Annotated in this window: 28 protein-coding genes and 1 riboswitch; of the genes, 11 read left to right on the forward strand and 17 right to left on the reverse strand. The window is 58.1% G+C overall.

The annotated features are described in order from the left end of the window. Nucleotides 1-6: 6 nt before the first annotated feature. The gene (thiO, locus tag AARI_RS11850) at nucleotides 7-1,119 is read right to left on the reverse strand and encodes a glycine oxidase ThiO (protein WP_013349530.1); all 1,113 of its coding nucleotides are present in this window, start codon (nucleotides 1,117-1,119) and stop codon (nucleotides 7-9) included. Further along, a riboswitch (TPP riboswitch) is annotated at nucleotides 1,117-1,221 on the reverse strand. It overlaps the preceding gene by 3 nt. 79 nt (nucleotides 1,222-1,300) lie before the next feature. On the opposite strand from thiO, the gene AARI_RS19300 reads away from it, so the two are divergent. Then, nucleotides 1,301-2,266 carry a GNAT family N-acetyltransferase gene (locus AARI_RS19300; protein ID WP_013349531.1) on the forward strand — a complete coding sequence of 322 codons (966 nt, stop codon included), beginning with the start codon at nucleotides 1,301-1,303 and terminating at the stop codon, nucleotides 2,264-2,266. Nucleotides 2,267-2,349: 83 nt separating this feature from the next. Here the strand turns inward: AARI_RS19300 and AARI_RS11860 are convergent, their stop codons facing one another. The 6 genes from AARI_RS11860 to AARI_RS11885 all read right to left on the reverse strand — a co-directional run bounded on the left by AARI_RS11860 (nucleotide 2,350) and on the right by AARI_RS11885 (nucleotide 7,097). After that, nucleotides 2,350-3,570, reverse strand: a complete 1,221-nt coding sequence (locus tag AARI_RS11860) for a mechanosensitive ion channel (protein WP_013349532.1) — start codon at nucleotides 3,568-3,570, stop codon at nucleotides 2,350-2,352. A 295-nt stretch (nucleotides 3,571-3,865) separates the two neighbouring features. Continuing rightward, a complete protein-coding gene (locus AARI_RS11865; protein ID WP_013349533.1) occupies nucleotides 3,866-4,297 on the reverse strand; it encodes an OsmC family protein in 432 nt (143 codons plus the stop codon). A 31-nt stretch (nucleotides 4,298-4,328) separates the two neighbouring features. Next, nucleotides 4,329-4,763 (reverse strand): GNAT family N-acetyltransferase, encoded by a 435-nt coding sequence (locus AARI_RS11870; protein ID WP_013349534.1) that lies wholly within the window; start codon nucleotides 4,761-4,763, stop codon nucleotides 4,329-4,331. A 67-nt stretch (nucleotides 4,764-4,830) separates the two neighbouring features. Next, nucleotides 4,831-5,664, reverse strand: a complete 834-nt coding sequence (locus AARI_RS11875; RefSeq protein WP_013349535.1) for an alpha/beta fold hydrolase — start codon at nucleotides 5,662-5,664, stop codon at nucleotides 4,831-4,833. Beyond that, on the reverse strand, nucleotides 5,655-6,374 hold the full coding sequence (locus AARI_RS11880; RefSeq protein WP_013349536.1) for a lysoplasmalogenase: 720 nt from the start codon (nucleotides 6,372-6,374) through the stop codon (nucleotides 5,655-5,657). The genes AARI_RS11875 and AARI_RS11880 overlap by 10 nt, the downstream gene beginning before the upstream one ends. Nucleotides 6,375-6,416: 42 nt before the next feature. Next, nucleotides 6,417-7,097, reverse strand: coding sequence for a VOC family protein (locus AARI_RS11885; protein WP_013349537.1), 681 nt, complete (start codon nucleotides 7,095-7,097; stop codon nucleotides 6,417-6,419). Between the two features lie 329 nt (nucleotides 7,098-7,426). On the opposite strand from AARI_RS11885, the gene AARI_RS20295 reads away from it, so the two are divergent. After that, the gene (locus AARI_RS20295) at nucleotides 7,427-7,555 is read left to right on the forward strand and encodes a hypothetical protein (protein WP_013349538.1); all 129 of its coding nucleotides are present in this window, start codon (nucleotides 7,427-7,429) and stop codon (nucleotides 7,553-7,555) included. A gap of 20 nt (nucleotides 7,556-7,575) precedes the next feature. On the opposite strand, the gene AARI_RS20300 is transcribed toward AARI_RS20295, so the two are convergent. Then, nucleotides 7,576-7,698, reverse strand: coding sequence for a hypothetical protein (locus AARI_RS20300; protein WP_257997912.1), 123 nt, complete (start codon nucleotides 7,696-7,698; stop codon nucleotides 7,576-7,578). A gap of 172 nt (nucleotides 7,699-7,870) precedes the next feature. On the opposite strand from AARI_RS20300, the gene AARI_RS11895 reads away from it, so the two are divergent. Together AARI_RS11895 and AARI_RS11900 are read left to right on the forward strand one after the other, a co-directional pair. Then, a complete protein-coding gene (locus tag AARI_RS11895; RefSeq protein WP_013349540.1) occupies nucleotides 7,871-8,758 on the forward strand; it encodes a GNAT family N-acetyltransferase in 888 nt (295 codons plus the stop codon). Next, nucleotides 8,755-9,249, forward strand: coding sequence for a mycothiol transferase (locus tag AARI_RS11900; protein WP_013349541.1), 495 nt, complete (start codon nucleotides 8,755-8,757; stop codon nucleotides 9,247-9,249). The genes AARI_RS11895 and AARI_RS11900 overlap by 4 nt, the downstream gene beginning before the upstream one ends. On the opposite strand, the gene AARI_RS11905 is transcribed toward AARI_RS11900, so the two are convergent. Continuing rightward, entirely contained in the window at nucleotides 9,246-9,674 is a 429-nt protein-coding gene (locus AARI_RS11905) for a hypothetical protein (protein ID WP_041648886.1), read from the reverse strand. The genes AARI_RS11900 and AARI_RS11905 overlap by 4 nt on opposite strands. Nucleotides 9,675-9,897: 223 nt before the next feature. On the opposite strand from AARI_RS11905, the gene AARI_RS11910 reads away from it, so the two are divergent. The 4 genes from AARI_RS11910 to AARI_RS11925 are packed head-to-tail and all read left to right on the forward strand — an operon-like array spanning nucleotide 9,898 to nucleotide 11,507. Further along, nucleotides 9,898-10,131 (forward strand): hypothetical protein, encoded by a 234-nt coding sequence (locus AARI_RS11910; RefSeq protein WP_146040893.1) that lies wholly within the window; start codon nucleotides 9,898-9,900, stop codon nucleotides 10,129-10,131. Next, on the forward strand, nucleotides 10,128-10,559 hold the full coding sequence (locus AARI_RS11915; protein WP_013349543.1) for a hypothetical protein: 432 nt from the start codon (nucleotides 10,128-10,130) through the stop codon (nucleotides 10,557-10,559). The genes AARI_RS11910 and AARI_RS11915 overlap by 4 nt, the downstream gene beginning before the upstream one ends. A gap of 5 nt (nucleotides 10,560-10,564) precedes the next feature. Next, nucleotides 10,565-10,852, forward strand: coding sequence for a transcriptional regulator (locus tag AARI_RS11920; protein WP_013349544.1), 288 nt, complete (start codon nucleotides 10,565-10,567; stop codon nucleotides 10,850-10,852). 37 nt (nucleotides 10,853-10,889) lie between these two features. After that, nucleotides 10,890-11,507, forward strand: a complete 618-nt coding sequence (locus tag AARI_RS11925; RefSeq protein WP_013349545.1) for an NAD(P)-dependent oxidoreductase — start codon at nucleotides 10,890-10,892, stop codon at nucleotides 11,505-11,507. On the opposite strand, the gene AARI_RS11930 is transcribed toward AARI_RS11925, so the two are convergent. The 5 genes from AARI_RS11930 to AARI_RS11950 form a co-directional block, all read right to left on the reverse strand. Next, nucleotides 11,504-12,586 (reverse strand): tellurite resistance/C4-dicarboxylate transporter family protein, encoded by a 1,083-nt coding sequence (locus tag AARI_RS11930; protein WP_013349546.1) that lies wholly within the window; start codon nucleotides 12,584-12,586, stop codon nucleotides 11,504-11,506. The two genes, AARI_RS11925 and AARI_RS11930, sit on opposite strands and share 4 nt — an antisense overlap. 58 nt (nucleotides 12,587-12,644) lie before the next feature. Then, nucleotides 12,645-13,406 (reverse strand): isocitrate lyase/PEP mutase family protein, encoded by a 762-nt coding sequence (locus AARI_RS11935; RefSeq protein ID WP_013349547.1) that lies wholly within the window; start codon nucleotides 13,404-13,406, stop codon nucleotides 12,645-12,647. A gap of 106 nt (nucleotides 13,407-13,512) precedes the next feature. Next, nucleotides 13,513-14,013 carry a GNAT family N-acetyltransferase gene (locus tag AARI_RS11940; RefSeq protein ID WP_013349548.1) on the reverse strand — a complete coding sequence of 167 codons (501 nt, stop codon included), beginning with the start codon at nucleotides 14,011-14,013 and terminating at the stop codon, nucleotides 13,513-13,515. Between the two features lie 28 nt (nucleotides 14,014-14,041). Further along, nucleotides 14,042-14,428 (reverse strand): VOC family protein, encoded by a 387-nt coding sequence (locus AARI_RS11945; RefSeq protein WP_013349549.1) that lies wholly within the window; start codon nucleotides 14,426-14,428, stop codon nucleotides 14,042-14,044. Between the two features lie 49 nt (nucleotides 14,429-14,477). Then, nucleotides 14,478-15,017, reverse strand: coding sequence for a GNAT family N-acetyltransferase (locus tag AARI_RS11950; RefSeq protein WP_013349550.1), 540 nt, complete (start codon nucleotides 15,015-15,017; stop codon nucleotides 14,478-14,480). Nucleotides 15,018-15,200: 183 nt separating this feature from the next. Here AARI_RS11950 and AARI_RS11955 point away from each other — a divergent pair, with 183 nt between their 5' ends. Together AARI_RS11955 and AARI_RS11960 are read left to right on the forward strand one after the other, a co-directional pair. Beyond that, the gene (locus AARI_RS11955) at nucleotides 15,201-15,494 is read left to right on the forward strand and encodes a hypothetical protein (RefSeq protein WP_013349551.1); all 294 of its coding nucleotides are present in this window, start codon (nucleotides 15,201-15,203) and stop codon (nucleotides 15,492-15,494) included. Nucleotides 15,495-15,672: 178 nt separating this feature from the next. Continuing rightward, on the forward strand, nucleotides 15,673-16,251 hold the full coding sequence (locus tag AARI_RS11960; protein ID WP_013349552.1) for a CDP-alcohol phosphatidyltransferase family protein: 579 nt from the start codon (nucleotides 15,673-15,675) through the stop codon (nucleotides 16,249-16,251). A gap of 14 nt (nucleotides 16,252-16,265) precedes the next feature. Here the strand turns inward: AARI_RS11960 and AARI_RS11965 are convergent, their stop codons facing one another. Genes AARI_RS11965 through AARI_RS11975 form a run of 3 tightly spaced genes read right to left on the reverse strand, consistent with a single transcriptional unit; the run spans nucleotide 16,266 to nucleotide 18,068 of the window. Continuing rightward, complete coding sequence (locus tag AARI_RS11965) at nucleotides 16,266-16,748, reverse strand: 2'-5' RNA ligase family protein (RefSeq protein ID WP_226910536.1); 483 nt, start codon at nucleotides 16,746-16,748, stop codon at nucleotides 16,266-16,268. 23 nt (nucleotides 16,749-16,771) lie between these two features. Beyond that, nucleotides 16,772-17,323, reverse strand: a complete 552-nt coding sequence (locus AARI_RS11970) for a GNAT family N-acetyltransferase (protein WP_013349554.1) — start codon at nucleotides 17,321-17,323, stop codon at nucleotides 16,772-16,774. A 19-nt stretch (nucleotides 17,324-17,342) separates the two neighbouring features. Further along, nucleotides 17,343-18,068, reverse strand: a complete 726-nt coding sequence (locus tag AARI_RS11975) for a class I SAM-dependent methyltransferase (RefSeq protein WP_013349555.1) — start codon at nucleotides 18,066-18,068, stop codon at nucleotides 17,343-17,345. Between the two features lie 261 nt (nucleotides 18,069-18,329). On the opposite strand from AARI_RS11975, the gene AARI_RS11980 reads away from it, so the two are divergent. Then, a complete protein-coding gene (locus tag AARI_RS11980; protein ID WP_013349556.1) occupies nucleotides 18,330-19,478 on the forward strand; it encodes an acetyl-CoA C-acetyltransferase in 1,149 nt (382 codons plus the stop codon). The last annotated feature ends 7 nt before the right edge of the window (nucleotides 19,479-19,485 follow it).

Consider the following 19,485-nt stretch of genomic DNA (forward strand, 5'->3'; position numbering starts at 1 on the left):
CTCCATTCAATGAGTGCTCAGAGTAGTTGTCGTAGCAAAGCGGTGCGGGTTCACTGCCAGGTCGAATTGCCCAGGTTCTGCGCCATCGATGAGGTCGGTGGTCATCCGGGCGCCCAACGGGGTCAAGAGGACACCGTGGCGGGAATATCCGGTGCTGAGAACCAGGCCCGGATCAAGGCGGCCAATCAGCGGCCGGTCATCCGGGGTGGCTGGACGGGCTCGGGCGGTGGCTTCGTTCAAGGTGCACTCGCTGATCCCGGGAACCAGCTTGCGGGCATTGTCCAGCAGGTTGTGCATGGCCCCGATGTTCACTGCCGGTTGCGCATCTTCGCGGACACTGGCGCCAAGCACCAGGCTGCCGTCCTTTCTTGGGACCAAGTACACGTTGTCCCGGTGCACGATGCCGCGGATGGTGCGGGTAATCAGCGGAGGTCCTGCAGGTCCTTGGATCCGCAGGATATCTCCATAGACCGGGCGCAGCGGAAGATGCGGGAGGCCTTGAACCGTGCCAAGCCCGGTGGCAAGGATGGTCTGGTCAGCTTCGAGGATCCGGCCTGTTACGGTGCGAACCCCGACGGTCCGCTCCCCTTTAGTGAGCAGCGTCTGCACGGATTCTTCAATGAGCGAAGGACGCAGGTGCGCCAGCAGGATCTTGAGAACTGAGCGCGGGTCGACCTGATGGTCTTCTTCGCACAGGACCGCGCCTGCGATATTGGCGGCCAACGCCGGTTCGAGTTTTCGTGCTTGGCTTGGCAACAGCTTTTGCGCACACAGTCCAAGGGATACTTGCAGCTCTGCCAGTTCATGTAATGCTTCGCGGTCAGCAGGCTCGGCAGCGACAACCAGCGTGGAGTTTTGCAGGTAGTCCGGCCGGTGCCCGGTCACGGATTCTATGCGTTCAATAAATTGTGGATAGGCTGCATTCGATGCGGCGAGCAGCTGATGCAGCTCACCGTGGCCCCAATTGGTTTCAGCTGCTGGAGCGAGCATTCCTGCCGCTGCATAGCTGGCGCCGTGGCCCGGACCCGGATCGATGAGCGTGACGGTGTGAGCTCGGGATTGGAGTTCGAATGCGATAGCCAGGCCAATAATTCCGGCACCAACGATATTGACATGCACAAGGGCACGCTTCCTTCCTACGGCGGCATGACCCGCATCAGGTGTAGCGGTCGGCTCGGTGCCCTCTCAGCCTGGTCAATTCAGGCTCCCGCGGATTACTGCGATTATAAGCATGAGCTAGCTCATAATGTCGAACTTTATTGCCACTAGTTCCGTCATCTTCTGTGATGTAGTTACTGGTATGGATTTTCAAGACTTCCCTGTAGCTCTTCGGCTTGATTCTTCGCTGGCCCAAGTCATCATCGACTTGGAGCAAGAACTGCTGGATCCAAGTCGCCGGAGCAGCGTCGAGGAATTGAAGCGGCTCTTGCATCCTTGGTTCCGCGAGGTTGGAGCCAGCGGACGGAACTATGACCGGGAGAGCATCATCGCCCAGCTGGCCATGGAACCCATTCGACAGTCGGGCCCGTTGAAGGTGGCGAACCCGGTGGCGTTGCAGCTGGCAGGGCACCTGGTGCTTTTGCGCTGGCACTTGCATGCCGAGGTGAGCAGCGAGCGCAGTTCGCTGTGGATCCTTGAGCAGGATCGCTGGCAGATGATCTTCCATCAGGGCACCACCAGCAGCGCACCGATCCCTGCTTCTACTCCAAAAGCTGAAGCGGCTGCGAGCGCAGGAGATGAATTTTGTGTGCGTCCACTTGAACCATCTGATGCAGCAGCGGTGTTCGAGGCATTTTCTTCAAACCCGGATATGAAGCGCCAAGGTGATGCCGATACCCTGCAGAAAGCTCACGCGTATGTCCAAGCGCTGCTTGAGGATAGGAAACGCCAGCGGGCACTGGCGGTGACCATCGAAGACCGGTTGGTTGGCTTGGTGTGCGGGACGGTGAACCAGTCCAATGAGAACGCGTGGGTTTGGTATTGGATGAACCAGAAGTACCGTGGCCGATCACTGGCTACCCGTGCTGTGGCGAGTTTGGTGGATTATCTTTTCGGCGAGTTAGGTCTCTACCGCTTGGAGCTTGGACTGCGGGCAAATAATGCCAGTTCAAAGCACGTGGCCGAAAGCAATGGTTTCCTGCGTGAGGGAATCGAGCGGGGCAAGTTCTTGGTGGATGGCAATCGCATTGATGTGTATACCTATGCTCGGTTGCGCACCGACCCGGCACCGGCAGTGAACGCGCTGCCGTGGAGCAGGCAACCGTAGCGTGCTGAAATTCAAAAAAGCCACGGAATCCAAAATTGGATTCCGTGGCTTTTTATCTGTCCCTCAAGTTCTGTGATTGATGGTTAGATACCAGGGGTTGACGATGGTGGCATCGTATTCGGGCCGTCGTTGTTCTTGCTTGCTTCCATCTTGGTCAGCGTGCGTGCGGCTGCATCGCGTCCGCCAAGTCCAAAGGCCAGCGCTGCTGCCAGTGCTGCACCGATGACAATTGCGCCGAAGGCCATGTTGATGATCGAATCGGCGATACCCATGTACTTCAGGCCCATCGCTACGAACAGCGCAATTGCTGTGTAGCGGATGATCTTTGAAGCGGTGGAGTCACCCAAGAACCGTCCGATGACATTGGCGATGACGAAACCTGCGGCAATGATTGCTGCGCCGAAGATGATCTTGCCACCCAGGGCCAGGATCTCGTTGAGGATGTTGGTGATCGCTGGGAAGTTCAGCATCTGAGCTGCCATCACGCCGAAGAACAGCACGATAGCGATCTTGACGATGCCGGCAATGATTCCCGATGCGCTCTTGCCTTCGGGAACAATGCCCCACTGGGCCACGACCGAGTCGGTACCCACACCGTGAAGAGTGGTTTCAAGCAACTGACCGACGAACTTGGCAATCAGGATACCGACTGCCAACAGAGCCAAGGCCATAATGACCTGTGGGATTGCGGTGAAGACCAGCTGCAGCATCTGCTGAGCAGGATCCGAAATTGCCGCGATTCCCAGTACCTGCAGGGCCGAAATTGCCACGACCAGCAAGATCAAGGCGAAGACGATGTTGGAAATGATGTCAACGATCTTCGCTTGGGATTCGCGTGACTGGACTCCATCTACAGGTTCGCCGCGCGGGGTGACTTTGCGGACCAAGCTGCTGAAGTCTACGGTTCCCAACGCGGTCTTCAATAGCTGGCGAACGATATTTGCGATCACGTAGCCGATGAAGAAGATGAAGCCTGCACCGATGAGGTTTGGAATGAAGGCCATTACGCCGCCGAGCAGACCCTGCACCGGCGAGAGGACTTCAGATAGTGCGAAGACTTGCAAGATTGCTACCAGGCCGAAGAGCCAGACAATCAACCCTGCAACCTTGCCGAGGGATTGGCCTATCTGCTCTCCGTCATTGCCCTGCTTTTGCAGGAACTTCACCCTAGTCACCAGTTTGGCTGCAGCCCAACGAACTATGCGCGCAACAAGCCACGTGATGATGAGGATGATTAGCGCGATGCCAACCTTTTGTAGCATCGACGCCCAGTCGATATTTCCTAAAACGTTCTCAGACTGCATTGCTGCTCCTTCAACGTAGGGACAATCCGACCCTACGATGAAGTTCCAACACTGACTAGGGCAAAGTCCAATACCCCCAGCTTGATTCAATAGACTTTCACAGGTTGAATTGCGAAAACCCTATGAAATATTAGTTGATTGCACGGAATCCGCAATATGTGCCCTATGCCACAACTGATTCACGCAATGTTAGAAAGTTCCACGCACAGCTAGAACCCCTGAATTGCCTTGGAATCTCTTGCAGATTCGGCCGTTGCCCTATATCAAGCTAAGAATTGCGAAAATTTCCCTACGCTTAGTCGATAACTTCGCTCTGCACGACGGCCCCAAGTTCAACCGTCCGTGAAACTGTGCAGTACTTGTCATGGGACAGCTTGACGATGCGTTGGATCATGCCAGCGGCTTTGCGTCCTTCTTCGGTATCCGGGAACTTCAGATCGAAACCAAGATGGATGTCTTCCATCCGGCTCGCAGAGTCTTCGGTGACCTTGTAGCCGCTGGCCTTGACTTCAAATTTCTCCGGTTCGCTTCTGCGCGTAGTTGCCACATCCACGTCGATGGAAGAGCATCCTGCAATGGCGGCAAGCAACAGCTCAACGGGGGTCAGCAGACCCTCGCCCTGGCCGAATTCAAGGCTGGCACCTGATTCAAGGCTGGTGGCTTTGTACTTGCGCGCTTCGAGGCGCTCGATGTTGACTTCACGGATTTCACGGCTATTTTCGCTCATGAAACTATGGTGCCACGATCTGGGGAGCAGATTATCCGTGGCGCAAGATGATGCGTTGCTCCGAAGCTTCTGCGTCCGAGGAAATCAGCTTGAATCCGCACGTGCCAAAAAAATCGATGGCGTGCCGACGCTGGCTATCGAGATGAACACTAACGCCCGGAGTGGTGGCAATGATTTGTTCCAGCAAGACTCGGCCCACGCCTTTTTGCCGATCACTGTGACTCACCCAGAGCAATTCAATCTGTGTCGGGCCCCAGGCAGCAAAGCCGACAATGCGCTGCCCTTGCTGCGCGATTCTAATGGACACCGATTGGCTGTAGATTGCCTCCAAAGCCACGGCCACGGCATCGATATCGGCCGCGGAGAGGAAATCTCCTCGCCGTTCCACCGAACCGCGCCATATGTCCAATAGGTCAGGCACTTCATCTACGCTTTCGAGCTCGCGCAGCACGAGTTCTTCTTCCATGCCTTATTCCTTCGTGCTCTGGCAACAACCGTACTTGCTGATTCGAAATGTAGCCGGATGCAAGCGATTACTCAAATTTCTCCGGCTCCTTGCGTACCTCGCGTTCTGGGAACAGGCCACGGATGTTGCCAATGCGGCAGGACCAGTCCTGCAGTTCGAAGGCTACTTGCTCGGGTTGCTCAAGATGCAAGTTATGCCCAGCAGGATCAAGCACCACCATGCGCATCGCAGGATAACGGTGCGCGAGCCGTTCTGGATCCTGATATCCGGTGACGTGGTCTTGTTTGCCGCACAGGATCGAAACGGGGATGTTCAGTTGGCTCTCGCGGTTCACGGGCAAAGTGTCCAGGACGTAGCGTCTGGAGAGCTTGGCCATGGCCCGCAAGTTCGCGCATTCCAAACCGGGCAGAACCCACGAGACGAAGCGCTTCCAGGTCTGGGGTGACTGAATCACGGCAACCTCTTGAAATAGCTGTGCCTGCTTCGGTTCAAGCTGGGCAATTAATTGCGGATCTTCCACGAGTACCTGTGCTTCGGGAAGGGTCCGCCTCGCGTTATCAGGGAAGACCGCCGGTGCCAGGAGGAATAGGCCTTGGACTTGGTTGGGGAAACGGTCGGCCATTTCCTGGCAGAGCAAACCTCCAAGGGAGTTGCCCAGCAGGGCGAACTTCCCAGTTCCCGCGATGCGCTTGATCCGTTCTTCCAGCCATGTCGCAAGCTCAGGCAATCCCCCGGTGCCATCCAGTGGCGGGCACGTACCGAAGCCGGGCAAATCAATAAAGTGCAGGTCGAAAATTCCGGCTTCTTCCAACACCGGCTCCAGCGGTTTGAGAATACGGTGGTCCACTCCATTGCCATGCACCAGGATCAACGGGATCTTGGCTTCTGGTGCTAACGGCATGGATTCTTTTCCTTCTGGTGCTGCTCGGTTCTCGTTGCGGCAATTCCTATCATCGCCTGTCCAACCACGTAGGTGAGCATAATCCAGAATCCCATTCCGGGGATGTCAAGGGTGGTGAAGGATCGTAAGGCGATCAAGGAATCGGATAGGAAGAATATCGCCCCGCCGCAGCCAGCGAGCACCCCCAGCCCAGTGCCGAAAATGGCCATCGCCGTCAGCGCCACTCCATAAATGAGCACCGGGACCAGCAGTGCCCCGGCCCCGGGCGCACACAGAAGCACTAAAACTGTGAATGCGCCGAGATATGGAGTTGTCATCCACCAGTGCCGCATTACGGAGGATCTCCAGTACCTGGCCAGCGCCGCGATGTAGAAGAACTGGGCGATGAGGAAGCTGCCGACCATGGCCAGGAATCCTTGGTCGCCCTCCATGAACCGTGGCAGGGTGTCACCTACCCACGAGAAGAGGACCGCGATCAGCACCAGCTTGATCAGTTTGCCGCGCTGTGCGCTGGTCAGCGCGATGATGATCGCGCCAAGCAGCGGCATCAGCATTATCTGCGTAACGTCGGCCAATATCCCTGCAGGTGCGAACAGCTGGGTGAGCAGATGGATTGCTGTGACGAACGCCATCGCCAGGACCAGCAATCTGGTGCGCGCACGGTTCGGTTCGGTTCCGCGGGCGCTTTGGCCGTGTGATTGTGCTGGCACGTTATTCCTTTTTGCGGGTCCTTGGGCTTTCTCGATTACCCTTCAGGCTGTTGGCAGCGGTTCCAAGATACAGAATTCATTTCCTGACGGGTCGGTGAAGACCTTCCAAGGAAGGGTTCCCCACTGCTGGTCGAGCTCTTCTCCGCCCAGCGAACGGACTGTTGCCAGCGCTTCATCCAAGCTCTCCCCTGCTTCAAGGCGCAAGTCGAGGTGGAGCGCATTTTTCCGCGAAGTTTTAGGCGATTCTTCTGGGACAAAGATCAGCTGCGGGCCGAGGCCGGATGGATGGGCCAAAGTCATTGGGATTTGGTTTACGATGTCCCACCCCATCAGCTTCGACCAAAAAGTTGCATCGCGCAGGGGGTCCGAGCAAGCCAGCTGCAGGGCAACTAGTTCCAGGCCCTTGCGCTCTTCACCGGCACAGAGCAAATACTCGTTGCCAGCGGAATCCCTCCTGGATTCCAGCGCCTGCCCCGGATCATTGCCGCATCCTCCCAGCGGACCGGCGCTGGGAGCAAGAATCAGGTGGGCGCGTTGAATTGTGCGGTCCGGATCTTGGACCATAGGGAAACAGAAATCCAGGTAGCGCTGCTCGGGCAGGTGCAGCCGAGTTTCGTATCCGCCCTCGTTATCCGTAAGCATCTGGCAGTGCAGCAGTTCTTCCCAGAATTTGCCATGCTCTTTGGGCGTTTCGGAATCGAAGACCATGTTCTCCCAATACATACTGACAGCCTACCGTGGCAGTGGCCCACCTCACGCTCACCACTGCCCTGAATCCGTTAGTTATTCTCCCTTTATGGAAATTATTTATTGTTTACTGAGGTAAGGGAATTAGGAATTTTTTGCATAGAATTTCTTCTCAGATAAAAACACAGTCTATATTTAGCTTGCTTGACTACCTGTAGAAATTTAGGCCAATCTTTAATTTTATAGGTTCAATTTCAGTGTTTTAAGTCAACTTCGGAGATTTTCCTTGCATTTTTCGGAAGTATTATGTTGCCATGAACAACAAGTCTTTTCCCCACCTGATGCCAGAGGGCCGGATCGGGCCCATGAGTACCCCGAACCGCGTCGTGCTTCCAGCGATGGATATGAATGTTTCCGAAGGCGGTGAAATCGTGCAGTCGGAAATCGACCATTACGCCGCCCGTGCCATCGCTTTCCCTTATGGAGTCGCCTAGGCGAAAAGCAGCACAGTGCCCTAGCCGACCTGGTCATCTACTTCAATGGCACCACCCGTGCCGCTCCGGTAGCCGATGAACTGCGCACAGCCGGTTTCAACGTCGATGTCATTGGTGATGCCGGCGCGCTCAACTGCATCCACGGCGCCGTGCACTCGGCATGGAAGGCCACCGCAAAGCTGTAGGGCCAGGCACAGGAACTAGAACACCGGCAACAGGCCAGCGGCATTGAACCAATGCCGCTGGCCTGTTGCCTTGGGCGGAGTCTTGTCGCGGTGACTCACCGGGTGCTTGAATAGGCTGATGGGCCTCAAAATGCTTATCCCCGCCGCACCGCAGGTTGCCGGTCTCGTCGATGAGCTCGCCCGCTGGCAGCACGACGGCCTGCCGTTGCAGCTTCACCCCGGAGATGTGGGCTGGTATGCCATGCGTGGATTGAACAGCACTGCCCGCAGCCTTCGCGTCTGGGCGGATCGCGAAGCCATCTACGCCTTGGGCCTGCTCGATGGCCCGGATCTGATTCGGATGGCAGTGCACCCGGACTTCCTGGACATCCAGCCGCTAGCCGAGCAGATCTATGCTGATCTGGCCTCGCCGGCCAACCGGATCTTTCCTTCAGCCAGTGCCAGTATCGAAGCCCGGGGCGCCACTGCCCTGGGCAAGGCCCTGCAGGGCAATGGCTGGAAGCCCGGGGAAGCTTGGACTCCGCTGCGCCGGTCGCTGGATGAACCGGTGCGGCTGCCGGAACTGAGTTTCCGCCGAGTTGATCCGGCTCAGGCTGGTCAGTGGATGGAAACCCACCTGAATGCCTTCCGCGGCCAGGATTTCAGTGCAGCGGACTTGGAACGAGCCGTGCAGCGCTGGCACACCATGGCCAATACGCCCATCTATGAACAGGGCCAATGCCTCACCGCCTACGACAGCGAGATGAACCCACTGGCCATCGCCGCGGTCTGGTCCGCAGGGTCCGGCCGCCCGGGGCTTCTGGAACCGATTGCCGTGCACCGGGCCTCCCGGGGCAAGGGATACGGCACAGCGATCAGCTTGGCAGCAGCCGCCGAACTGCGCTCCATGGGCGCTTCCAGCGCGCTAGTGTGCACCCCGAGTGAAAACACCACTGCCATATCCACCTACCTGGCCGCCGGATTCACCGCCGATAGCGAAGCCCATGACTGGCACCGCGAGAATACTGAGGAATCATGAACATCACCGACATCCTGACCAGCCTGGCCCATCGTCCGATTGACGCGGTGCGCGCGTTGCCGCAGCTCAGCGTTGAACAGCTCAACGCGCATCCGGGCAACCATCCCAACTCGATTGCGTGGCTTTTATGGCATTCGGGGCGTGAAGCAGATATCCAGCTGTCACAGCTCAGCGGTCAGCCCCAGCTGTGGGAGCAATTCCGCGAACGCTTCAATCTGGGCGAACTGGGCGATTCCATGGGGTACGGGCACAGCGCCGAACAAGCCCGCGCGATTGTCGCCGATGACCAGCACCTGCTGGTGGACTATCTGGAAGCCTGCATGAACGCACTGAGCGATTACGCCACGGCACTTGATGAAGAGCAGCTCGATGAAATCATTGACCGCAATTGGGAACCGGCAGTAACCCGCGGGGTCCGGCTGGTCTCCATCATTGACGACGCCGCGGTGCATGTCGGGCAGGCAGCCTACGCAGCCGGCGCCCTTGGCTAAGCTGCCCGCAAGCTTCTTGGCTTCGTGGCCACCCACCAGAAGATCAGCAGCTGAAGCACCAGCAGGATCGCCGAGATGCCTGCGTCGTCCCAGCCCATCACAAACCCAGCCTGCAAGGTCCCGATTCCGCTGGCCACCGGATAGAACAGCGGCCACAGCACCACCAGATTGCGCACCAGGGCAAAGACCACCGCGAACATGATCGCAAAAACGCCAAATCCCGCCGCGGCAGCCAGTGGGACGGATCCAAGATGCTGGATGGTGAACCCCAAACCGGTCAAGGCGATTGCCGGCAGCCATCCAAAGGCCCGCTCCCAGCGCAAATACAGCCAGCCGAAAACGAAGAACGGCTCCCACAGCACTAAGAAGTTCGCCACCAGATGGCTTGCGATATTCGCGTTACTGGCGCTGGCCAAGGTAATCAACTGGAATGCGGATCCTGCACCTAAGACAAAGGAAACGATCAGTGATGTGACAAGGAATTTTCTCGTAATCCCCAGCTGCTCCAGTGATTCTCCGCGACGATGAAGCACCGTCCATAAGGGGATGAATGTTCCGAACACCAAGATGCCGCACCACAGGAATATGCTATTGATCGACGTGCCTGCGTAATAGCAAAGCGAAAATGCCAGCAGGGTAAATAGGGCGATGAACGTATCGGCTTCAGGTTGCCATGTGAAAGCTTTGGGCCGTTTGCCAGGAACTGTTCTACGCGGTGCGGATAAAGCAATCATCTTTTTGCGCCTCGGTGCCGTGGAATGGTTTGCTTCTTCCGCACGAGAATATCAGTTCTTCGATCTCATGGAGGTTGAAAATAGACATCAGATTAAAACCTCCAACTACTTGCAAATATTGCAACTAGTTGCAAGGGTAGAAATATGAGCAAGGATTCCGGCGGTTCAGCCCGCCTCACACCAAGCGATGCCCAGCAGCTTCTCAGCTCGGTTCCCTCCCGACCGCGCCGCAAGTTCAAGGCCTTCGACCATCTGATGGCCGTTGCCGTCATTGCCGCTTCGTTTGCGGCAGGACAACTGGCGCTCTCCGGCTACGGTTGGCTGTCCATCGCACCAGCAATCATTGCTTTCCTCTGCGCCCAGCACTGGTTTGCCGCACGGCAGCGGCGGGTCAACGAACCGCGCTTCCGCGGGGCCCGCATCATCTTGGCCATCTTCACCGTGTGGCTGCTCCAGCCCACATGGCGAAACCTCGTCCACCAGGAAACTGCTCCCTGGCCCGATTCCCTCATCCTCAGCGGCCTGGCTCCGCTCCTTTGGCTTGGCTACTACCTCTTCCTGCTGATTCGGCGCTGAGCCCGATGAAGTATCAAGAACTTGATCCGCTACTCCTGGCGCCCAAGAGGTTCGTTACGCTGGCCCATTTGAACCAGGTGGAACAGACCGATTTCCTCACGCTCCAAGAAACAACCGGGCTGTCGACTACCGACATGTCAAAGATTCTCAAGGACTTGGATACCCGCGGCTTGGTGCATCTGTCCAAGGAACGCAAAGAACGCTACGGAGTCACCTTGGTCTGCCTCTCGGAGACCGGCCAGCGCACGTTCAAGAAGCTGATGCAAACACTTAACCGCCTTGCGGGAGAATAGTGCAGAGCGCCTGTCTGATCACTTTAAGAAAGAGCACATGAAACTCGTTATTATCGGCGGAAATGGCGGAACCGGCGCCTTGCTGGCTAAGCTCGCACGCGAAGCAAACCATGAAGTTACCGTAGTCTCCCGCAGTGCAGCACACGCAGCCGATGAACAGATCACGCACATCCAGGCCGATGCCTCAGATCCTCTTCTTGCTGCCCAGGCAATTGCCGGCGCCGACGCTGTGGCGATCACCGTAGGCGGAAGCAAAGGAAAGCAAAACGCCCGCACCAGTGTCACCCGAAGCGTGGTGCACGCCATAGAACAAAACGGTCCCAAGCGTCTGCTGATCCAATCTTCGCTGGGCGCCGGAAATTCCGGAACACAGCTTCCCGGGGTCATCGGATTTGTTTCCAAAGTACTCTTGGCCAAGCCCTTGGCTGATCACACCGAGCAGGAAAAGCTGGTGGAGAATTCCGCGCTGGACTGGAGCATCGTACGGCCCACCGGCTTGAACAACAAACCGGCGCTGGGCAAGTGGACCGCACTCCAAGTGGGCGAATCAGGGCGCTTAGGCGGAACCATCACCCGCCATGATTTGGCTGCGTTCATGCTTCAAACTCTTGAAAACGAGCAGAGCATCCACAAGGCCTACGGCATCAGCAACTAGCTAGCCACAACCCGGCTGCGCCATCCGAGCATCACGTAGTGCCGGATCATGGCAACAAAGACCAAGGCCCAAACCAGCACCGCGACAACCAGCGAACCGTCTCCGATGGCTTCAACCACCGGCAATGAGTCAGCACGGCCCAAATTGATCGATGCGACGGCGAACATGCCCACCGGGAAAACAATGGACCAGAGTGTTGGGGTGTATCCCAAGGGAATGCGGTGAACTACGTGCCGCCACACCCCAGCACCCACCAGTACGGGTATCAGCCACAGGCAGTAGCCCCAGAAGGCCGCAACCGTCCCGGCAATTAGAACACGCGTGGCCGCGACCATCGGCGTGGATTCCATGGCGATGATCTTGGTGCCGGCCACCACAGCAATTGCCATGGCTCCCATCGCCACCCAGTACGGCGGTTCGAATTCTTTCGGTGTCATCCCGAAGTACACGATTCGCAGTAGCACCAGCACGGCTACGCCGGCGTACAGCGCGACGCCCACGGACCAGCTCAGCACGGCCACCAGTCCAATCAGGGATTTTCCGGTCGCCACATAGGGCTGGACGATACTCATCCCTATGGCCAGTGACTGGCTGGCTACAGCCCAGATGAACCAGGTGCCGTTGACCCGAGAGAGGATCGGCTTCCCATCCCTGCTCAGCAACACCTGCCACGGCAGAACATAGCCGAAGATGAACCAGAGCACCGTAGCCAGGGTTACCAGTGCCAGGCAGATCACGCCGAAGCCTTCAGCTCCCAGGCGCACTGCGAGAACATCGGTGCCGGCAACCACCGTGAAGTAGGCGAAGGCCATCTCCGGCCCGCGAAGATCTGCTTTCATGGCGGCGCGGAACGCTATTGCCCGCCAGATGTACAGAACCCACAGCAGCACATAGGACACTGCTGCGATGACCAGCAGGATGTGAGAGAGCAGATCCCATCCGACTTCGTGAAGACCCACCGAAACAATGCCGGTTCCCATCGTGAGGGCAAAATACCCCGGCGACAGGTTTTCTAAAACTCCGCGGAATGCCGAAGGTTTAGAAGGAACCGCACGCTGCTTGATTTGTCGTTCATCCATGCATCCAGACTACGACCGTTGCCTGCCTGAGGTGCAAGCCAGTGCCCCGGGCAAGACTCTAGAGCCAGCTTTGAAGCTGCTTGCCGGAAACCTCAGCCAGCCACATTTGCCAGAGCGGTCCAAAGCTCACTCGGCGCACTCCCAGCTCACGCAAAGCGGCCAGGTCGCCCGCTGCGTGCGCCTTGACCGGATGGGCGGTGACGTTCACCGGAATACCCACCGCCTGCACTGCCTTCGCCACCTGGTCCGCGCTGGATAGCGCCACCGGATACACGCTGCGCGCCCCGGCTTGCTCCATCAGCTTCATCCGTTCGATGGCTTCGCCTAGCGGGTCCGAAAATTGATCAACCAGCTTCACCGCGTCGGTGCGCCCGTTGATTACAAAGTCGATGCCTGCACCATCCGCTGCCTGCCTGACCGCATTGATGTAGTCTGCATGCTCTTGGCGTTCACGCACACGGCCGCCTTCACGGTGCAGCACATCCTCGATATTCACCCCTACCGCGCCAGCTTCCACCACGCGTTCAAAGAGTTCCTTCGGATCCAAACCGTAGCCTGATTCGACATCGGCGCTAACTGGCACATCGACGCTGCCGGTAATTCGCTGAACTGCCCCGAGATAATCGGCGAAATCCATATTTTCGCCATCTTTGCTACCCAAGGAATCTGCGACCGGGTGGCTACCGACGGTCAGTGACTTGAATCCTGCAGAGACCGCGAGTTTGGCGCTGAAGGCGTCCCACACAGTTGGCATGACCAGCAGGTCTCCTGAGGCGTGCTGCGTGGCGAGGTTCTGGGCGAGAGCTGGAATTCCAGTCAAGGAGATCTCCTAGATTAGGGGCCGGATGCACCCAGTCTATGGCCGGCACCAACTAATTGATACAGCCGGACAGTGAACTCCAAGGGTCCTGGATTCCACGAGGCAATCATCCGTCTTGGTTTACCTTTTCCTGCCTATCTCCAAGCGGCTTGATCATAATCAGGCAGGGTGTTCCAGCTCCCCACAGGTCAGTTTCCTCCAGGGGCAAGAAACCTTGCTTTTCATAGAATCGACGGGTTTTCGCATAGCCAGCATCCGGGTGGGAAGGCCCCAGAGTTTTGACTTGCAAGAGCCGGGCTCCCCCGGCGAGCGCTTCAGCTTCTACGGCGGCGAACAACGCCGTGCCGATTCCCTTGCCGTGATGGGCCCGGTCAACCACCATCAAATGAATTTCGGCGCTGTGCTGGTAGTGCCTCTGTGCCAAGAGCACGCCGAGCACCGTGCCTCGGGCATCGCGGACGGTCCAGGTTTCCATACTCCGGGCGGCTTGGATGTACTTTGCGTTTGATTCAGCCTGCCCGAACCATTGGGGAACAGTTGCCAGCAGACGCGCAACTTCTCCTGGCACCGGATGATCTTTGGCTGCTGCCAGCGGGGTCGGTTCCACTATGGCTCCTGGTTATGCGTTGATTGGCTTAGTTTGCCGGCGTCATGATTTCCAGGCGGTTGCCGAAACCATCACGCACATGGAATCGAAGATATCCTTCAAAAGTTTCACGTTCAGCCCACGACAGGTCATATCCCATGGAATCGAGACGGCCGGCAAGGGTTTCCCACTCTTGAAGCGAATCGCACACCAATCCCGGATGGGCCTTTTTGGCTGGGATGAATTCGTCCTCGACGCCCAGATGAACTTCTGCCACCACAGTACCGGCGTGCAACGCACGGAACCAGCACCCGCCGCGGCCTGCAAGCGCTGGTGGCTTGCTGGCTTCGCTCATACCCAGGCCTTCGACGTAGAACCGGCGGGCTTCGGCTTCTTGGCCTCTCGGCATGGAAATCTGAATGTGGTGGAGTCTCATCGGCGCCTTCCATTGCTTCTTGCTGCCAATATACCCATCTCGTCCTTGGCTAGGCCCGTGTTTCAACGATATGGAAAATCAGGGTTTCAGCCCGTTGCGAGCAGTTTTCTAGATCTTCGCCCCGTCGTGCTTGAAGCGTGAGCCCTGCCTTTTCAAGGACTCGGATGGACGCAGTATTTCTTGCATCGCACGTCGCACTGATCCGTTCCAAACCAAGATTCTCGAATCCCAGCTGGAGCAGCAGCACAGCAACCTCGGTTGCATATCCGCGGCCCCAATAGTTTCGATTCAGGGTGTAGCCAATTTCCCCGGCCTTGGATATCTGGTCGGTGACCCATACTGAAGCTGAGCCGATGAGCACGCCATCGACCAAGACTGCCTGCAAGTACCGCTGCGGCTGCTCGACCAGCGCATCTTGGAGGAACGCTTGGGTATCTGCCAACTGGTTAGGGCCCCACGTCGAGTACCGGCATACCAACGGATCACTGGCAAATGCATGGATGTCAGATGCGTCACCGGGTTGGAAATGCGCGAGCGCGATCCGCGGTCCTGCCGCACTGACTGTTCGAACTGCCAAGTCTTCAGACATCTATTCCTCTTTCCCCGCCTCACGCTAGCCTAGGTGCAAGGCGGTACCCTATCTGGCTTGCGGTGCCTGAGTCCAAGCATGTTGCGCAGCTGTTAAGCGATGTTGAGTTTTATGGCATTTTTTGGAATCGTGGCACCCACATGTCCTGACCTTGGCATGTCCTCAACCGGAAGGAGAGCCTTCGTGCTCGCACTGACCGACCAAGCAGCATCGATCGTGACCGCGATCGTCACCAACCAGTCCGAGGAAGAAAACGCTGGACTGCGCATCATGCAAGCAGACAGCACCCAACCAGAAGAAGCCGCTTTCGGCCTTCAGGTTGTACCAGCACCAGAAAGCACCGACGGGGTCGTGGCTACCGAAGGAAGCCCCGTCTACGTGGATGAAGCAATTGCCGACGCCCTAGAAGGCAAGGTGCTCGACGCTGCGGTAGATGAACAGGGTGGAGTCAGCTTCCAGCTCCTCGAGCAGGGCTAATTCTCCAGCCTGCCTTTCAGCTTTGGCTGCGGGGGCCATCCGCCAGGATGGCCCCCGCAGTGCGTTAACAAGATTCCCGCCCAGGTGCGGGGGCAGGGAATGTGCCCATCAGATGGTTGCCGCCCTTGTATATTGCCGCTCTGTGCGTCATCGTTCTACTAAGCGAAAGGGGAACGCAGTGGATACGCGCGCGGTACGCAAACATGAGTGGGCGACAGTTCCGAACGCCATCACGGTCATCCGTTTTCTCCTGGTCATTCCCATCTTCGGTTATCTGGTGGCAGACACTGAACCCACGCTGACTGCCGTGCTGCTGCTAGCTTTTGGGCTGAGCGACTGGATCGATGGGTTCATTGCCCGCAAATTCAATCAAGTGTCGAAGCTGGGCATCTTGTTGGATCCGATTGCCGATCGCTTGGGCATCGTCGCTATCGCTGTTGCCTTGGTGATCAATGGGGCGATCCCGTTATGGGTTGGCTTGGCCATCTTCATCACCGATTTAATCCTGCTGTGCACCTATTTCTTCCTGAAGCTGGATGCTCCGCCAGCATCCACCTGGCTGGGAAAAATCCGCACCGCCATCATGATGCTGGGATTAGCTTGCGTGGCCTTTGGCAGAATTCCTGAATTCTCGATGCTGTCCATCCCGGGCGTTGTCATTTTGGCCCTTGGAACGGTGCTGCATCTATTTGTCGGCTTCGGCTATCTGCGGATCATGAAGGATACTGCCGTGCGGCAGCGCGACGCATCCGCTTAGCTGTCTTGAACCGGCTACTGCCCAGCGAGCATGCGAAGTTGCTGCAGGCGCGGTTTCCACAGCACCGCACGCACCGCATCGATCTGCTTGAGCCCATTAGCTGCGATCTCATCTAAAGCACGGATATAGTCCGGGACAATTTCACGCGGCAGCCGCAAGCCCATCGTCAGGTGCGGCGTCCACCGCTCTCCTCGTCCGTCGGGGTTCATTGCGCTGATCTGGCGTGCGGCGCGTTCCAGCTCGTCGGAGGTTTCCAGCAGCCAGGCAACGGTTTGCTTGCGTTTGGTTCCGAAGATGACGGTACCCACCCGCTGGAATTGTGCAGGGATCACCGCCGGCAGCAATTGTGCTGCTTTCTCCACGGCTTCTTGGCCCATATCCGGTGAAAACGTGATGGTAATGTGCGGAGTTTGCTGTTGTACCGGGAAGCCGTGCTGCGCCAGTTGCGCGAAGATCTCCCGCACCTTCTCCTCCTGCTCTTGGGCAAGATGCAGCAAGATGTTATCTGGTGATCTGCTCATCAAAGACTCCGCTCCCCTTGGGCACCTGTGCTTCGGCCAACCGGCCGCATCCAGATGTGAGCAGTACTCTGGACCGTACCGGCGGTGTACGCGAAGGATTCACCGGTGTTGCGGTAGCCCATGCGCTGCCAGAATCCCTCGGCTAGATCTGCGTTGGACTGGACGATGGATATCCGCAGGCGGGTGATCTGCGGGTGCTTGGCGACTAGGTTCAGCACCTCCTCATGCATCCGGCGCCCATATCCGCGGCTCTTGGCGCTTGTGGACACCATGAGCAGCCCGATATGCGCGTTATCTGCGTGCGGCCACCCGAGGATCAGGTCGGCGAAGACTGCAAGTTCGTTTCCTTCCCACAGCCCGAGATCAATTTTGTTCTGGGCATCAACCCCGGGCGGAAGTTCGCTCAGCGCTTTGAACGCCGCATCGGCCGTTGCCGGTGCTCCAGTGACCCGCACACAGTATTCGCGATTGCTCGGGAACAGCTGCTGCACCGCAGCTTCATGCTGGACATCAATGCGCTCGATGGCCAGCTCATTTCCAGCGCCATTCATGCGTTGTTCCTTCCTTGCCTCACACGGCCACGGCTTCGAAGACCATGAGCGGCTTATCGGCACTGAATTCGGTGCTTTTCCAGTCCGAGTAAACCGCGCGAACTTCGAATCCCGCCTCGGCAAGCTGCGCCCGGATCTGCCGCTCGCTGCGGAATGCGAGCACGTTTTCCTCGACGTGTAGTTCCCCGGTGGCCTCGAATCGGTTGAAGCTGCGCAGCAGCACGTTGTGCTCGTCGAGTACTTCGGTTTGGCACCATTCGGTGAGCACACCGTACGGGGTTTGACTGCTTTCGGGGGCTTCGCCCGCCCACTTCTCCCAGGCCCGTGCGGATGGATTCCTGGATTCGAAGGCCAGCACCGCGCCCTCGGCTGCCGCTTTGCGCAGCGCGTTAAGGCTTAGCTCCCACTGCGGATCGATGATGTGCTGGGCGACATTGCCAGTCATGACCATGAAATCGAATTCTCCTTCAGCCAACGCCGTGGCTTTACCATGGATCCAGGTGACGTTGTCCGCCCCGGGACGCTGCCGGGCGTAGGCGAGCATGGAAGGCGATGGGTCCACACCGACCACGCTGCGGCCCGGGCTGACGAAGCTCACCGTGAGAATTCCGGTTCCGCATCCCAAATCTAGGATCCTCTGGGCGTTCTTCCTGTTGGCCAGCGCCCGGTAGTAGTCATGATCCGGCCCGTCGGGATTTGCCCGGTCGTAGAGCGCGACGATGCGCGGGTCGTAGTCAGCAGCCATTGCTCTCCATATTCTCCGCCGTAACAGTTTCATTCAAAGGTACAGCGCACCTATCCAAAGGTGCCGCAGCTCCCGCCGTCAGCTGGGCCGCAAACTCTATTTCAGGATCACGACTCGTCTGGAGCCGCGGCTCGATGCCGGGAAATGGCGTGAGAACTGCTTCCACTCTACCCGCGTGTGACCTAGACAACAGGCACGGACTTGGGCATTGTTAGTTCCATAGTGCCAACTCGCACCCTGAAATATGCTGGAGGAACACCCATGACCCAGGCCTACATCATCGATGCGTTGCGCACGCCTGTCGGACGACGCGGAAAATCATTGGCCCAGCTGCATCCGCTGGATCTGGCCGCCGCACCACTGGCCGAACTTGTGAACCGGAACAACATCGATTCCGAGCAATACGATGAGATCATCCTGGGCTGCATCGACCAGCTTGGGCCGCAGTCCATGGACATCGCCCGCAACGCTTGGCTGGCCGCCGGATTATCCGATCATGTCCCGGGAACTACCGTGGAACGCCAATGCGGTTCCGGGCAGCAGGCCGTGTCCTATGCCGCCCAGGCCGTGATGAGCGGAGCCAGCGATCTGGTGGTGGCCGGCGGGGTGCAGTCCATGTCCAGCATCCCGCTGTCCTATTCCAACTCGGCGGCCAAGGATTTCGGCTTCCCCAACCCGTACGCCGGATCCGAAAAGTGGGCGGCACGCTATGGGGATCAGGAGATCTCGCAATTCCGCGGCGCTGAGATGATGGCCCAGCACTGGGGCTTCACCCGCGGCGAGTTGGAAGACCTCGCTGCCACCTCGCATGAGCGCGCCCTGCATGCCCAGGCCCAAGGCTATTTCGACCGCGAAATCCTGGCCATGGATCAGCTGTCGATCGATGAAGGGCCACGCCCGGTGGACCGCGCCAAGATGGCTTCCTTGTCCCCGATCACCGAAGGCGGAGCACATACCGCGGCCACCGCATCCCAGATGTCCGATGGTGCAGCGATGCTGCTGATTGCCTCTGAGGCCGCGGTTAAGCGCTACGGGCTGAAGCCCCGAGCCCGAATCCACCATGCCAGTGCCCGCGGGGATGATCCGGTGATGATGCTCTCTGCCCCGATCCGCGCCACAAAGTACGCCTTGGAGCGCACCGGCATGTCCATCCATGACATGGACCGGATCGAGATCAACGAGGCTTTTGCCGCAGTGGTCCTGGCCTGGCAGAAGGAAGTCGGCGCGGACATGTCAAAGGTCAATGTCAATGGCGGGGCCATCGCGCTGGGCCATCCCATCGGTGCCACTGGCGCGCGGCTGATGACTTCGCTGCTGCATGAACTGGAACGCAGCGGCGGCCGCTATGGGCTGCAGACCATGTGCGAAGGCGGCGGCCAGGCCAACGTCACCATCATTGAACGCCTCTAAGACCCGC

It is taken from the genome of Glutamicibacter arilaitensis Re117 (genome assembly GCF_000197735.1).
GTDB classification, from domain to species: Bacteria; Actinomycetota; Actinomycetes; order Actinomycetales; family Micrococcaceae; genus Glutamicibacter; species Glutamicibacter arilaitensis.

Coding starts and splice junctions, on each gene's coding strand:
- AARI_RS19300 (WP_013349531.1), top strand. CDS start 1,301: ATGGATTTTCAAGACTTCCCTGTAGCTCTTCGGCTTGATTCTTCGCTG.
- AARI_RS11860 (WP_013349532.1), bottom strand. CDS start 3,570: ATGCAGTCTGAGAACGTTTTAGGAAATATCGACTGGGCGTCGATGCTA.
- AARI_RS11865 (WP_013349533.1), bottom strand. CDS start 4,297: ATGAGCGAAAATAGCCGTGAAATCCGTGAAGTCAACATCGAGCGCCTC.
- AARI_RS11870 (WP_013349534.1), bottom strand. CDS start 4,763: ATGGAAGAAGAACTCGTGCTGCGCGAGCTCGAAAGCGTAGATGAAGTG.
- AARI_RS11875 (WP_013349535.1), bottom strand. CDS start 5,664: ATGCCGTTAGCACCAGAAGCCAAGATCCCGTTGATCCTGGTGCATGGC.
- AARI_RS11885 (WP_013349537.1), bottom strand. CDS start 7,097: ATGTATTGGGAGAACATGGTCTTCGATTCCGAAACGCCCAAAGAGCAT.
- AARI_RS20295 (WP_013349538.1), top strand. CDS start 7,427: ATGAGTACCCCGAACCGCGTCGTGCTTCCAGCGATGGATATGAATGTT.
- AARI_RS11895 (WP_013349540.1), top strand. CDS start 7,871: ATGCTTATCCCCGCCGCACCGCAGGTTGCCGGTCTCGTCGATGAGCTC.
- AARI_RS11900 (WP_013349541.1), top strand. CDS start 8,755: ATGAACATCACCGACATCCTGACCAGCCTGGCCCATCGTCCGATTGAC.
- AARI_RS11910 (WP_146040893.1), top strand. CDS start 9,898: ATGAACGTATCGGCTTCAGGTTGCCATGTGAAAGCTTTGGGCCGTTTG.
- AARI_RS11915 (WP_013349543.1), top strand. CDS start 10,128: ATGAGCAAGGATTCCGGCGGTTCAGCCCGCCTCACACCAAGCGATGCC.
- AARI_RS11920 (WP_013349544.1), top strand. CDS start 10,565: ATGAAGTATCAAGAACTTGATCCGCTACTCCTGGCGCCCAAGAGGTTC.
- AARI_RS11925 (WP_013349545.1), top strand. CDS start 10,890: ATGAAACTCGTTATTATCGGCGGAAATGGCGGAACCGGCGCCTTGCTG.
- AARI_RS11930 (WP_013349546.1), bottom strand. CDS start 12,586: ATGGATGAACGACAAATCAAGCAGCGTGCGGTTCCTTCTAAACCTTCG.
- AARI_RS11945 (WP_013349549.1), bottom strand. CDS start 14,428: ATGAGACTCCACCACATTCAGATTTCCATGCCGAGAGGCCAAGAAGCC.
- AARI_RS11950 (WP_013349550.1), bottom strand. CDS start 15,017: ATGTCTGAAGACTTGGCAGTTCGAACAGTCAGTGCGGCAGGACCGCGG.
- AARI_RS11970 (WP_013349554.1), bottom strand. CDS start 17,323: ATGAATGGCGCTGGAAATGAGCTGGCCATCGAGCGCATTGATGTCCAG.
- AARI_RS11975 (WP_013349555.1), bottom strand. CDS start 18,068: ATGGCTGCTGACTACGACCCGCGCATCGTCGCGCTCTACGACCGGGCA.
- AARI_RS11980 (WP_013349556.1), top strand. CDS start 18,330: ATGACCCAGGCCTACATCATCGATGCGTTGCGCACGCCTGTCGGACGA.